We start from the raw sequence: 1,379 nt of genomic DNA, 5'->3' as shown, positions 1-1,379 counted from the left end.
CCTGTTGGTGGAGGGTCCTGTGCAGTATGATGCAGCCATCAATGAGGAGGTGGCACGTAAAAAACTGCCAAACTCCAAAGTAGCAGGGCGTGCAACGGTATTTATATTTCCCGATTTAAATACCGGAAACAACACCTACAAGGCGGTACAGCGAAGCAGCGGTGCCATAGCGATAGGACCTGTTATTCAGGGGTTGCAAAAACCGGTTAACGATTTAAGCAGAGGGTGCCTTATAAAAGATATTGTCAACACCATAGCAATCACTGCCATACAGGCGGCTCAGTGATGCGTGTTTTGGTTCTTAACGGGGGAAGCTCCTCTTTAAAATGTAAGCTCTTTGATATGGCAACAGGTAGGGTTGTGTATCAAAAAACGGTAGAGCATATAGGTGAAAAAGGGGGTGTTGCCTCTTTTGGGGAAGCTTTGGAGTTGTTGGATGTTGATTTTGCCGCACTCGATGCGATAGGGCATCGTGTGGTACACGGTGGAGAGATGTTTCACAAGAGTGTGGTGATAGATGCGGAGGTTCTTGCCAAACTTCAAACACTTATCCCCTTGGCACCGTTACACAATCCGGCAAATATTGAGGGGATACGCGCTGCCATGCAAAAAGCCCCCAACACGCAACAGATAGCGGTTTTTGATACCGCTTTTCATACAACAATGCCACAAGAGGCTTTTTTGTATGCCATCAAGAAAGAGTTGTATACCCAACACGCAGTCAGACGCTATGGTTTTCATGGAACGAGTCATAGCTATTTGACCAAAGAGGCTGCAAAAATATTAAACAAAAGGGTGGATGAGGTAAACCTTATAACCTTGCATCTTGGTAACGGTGCGAGTGCCTGTGCTGTTCAAAAGGGAAAAAGTATAGATACCTCCATGGGGTTTACACCCTTAGAGGGGCTTGTGATGGGAACAAGGTGTGGCGATATTGATGCTGCCATAGTGCTGTATTTGCAACGGGAGTTGGGGTTGCGTGTTGATGAGGTCGATACCCTTTTAAACAAACACGCAGGTTTGATGGGGATGTGTGGTGATAACGATATGCGTGCCATTTTACAAAGAGATGATGAGGATGCAACCCTTGCCGTAGCGATTATGGTAAGACGTATTCAAAAATATATAGGTGCATATATGGTACTGTTAGAGGGTGAGGTAGATGCAATTGTTTTTAGTGGCGGCATAGGGGAACACGCAACACAAATTACCCAGGCAGTGATGGAAAATAAGATGTTTCAAAAGAGAAAGTTTTTGGTTATACCAACACAAGAGGAGTTGGAGATTGCTTATGAGTGTTTTCGTTTGGTAGGAACTTTATAAAGTTCATTGTAAAAAGGTAAAGAAGAAAGAGTGGGGGAGTGTAGAAACAAACCCCC

General features: G+C 44.7%; 2 protein-coding genes. Both read left to right on the top strand.

From position 1 onward, the window contains the following. On the top strand, window positions 1-286 hold a 286-nt coding region (locus AC30RD_RS09350), incomplete at its 5' end, for a phosphate acyltransferase (RefSeq protein ID WP_489494268.1). Then, on the top strand, window positions 286-1,323 hold the full coding sequence (locus AC30RD_RS09345; RefSeq protein ID WP_489494270.1) for an acetate kinase: 1,038 nt from the start codon (window positions 286-288) through the stop codon (window positions 1,321-1,323). The genes AC30RD_RS09350 and AC30RD_RS09345, both read left to right, overlap by 1 nt. Window positions 1,324-1,379: the final 56 nt, after the last annotated feature.

This window comes from Nitrosophilus sp. (assembly GCF_982775275.1).
The sequence above is the reverse complement of the archived record's forward strand: the minus strand, read 5'-3'. Positions and strand labels throughout refer to the sequence as shown.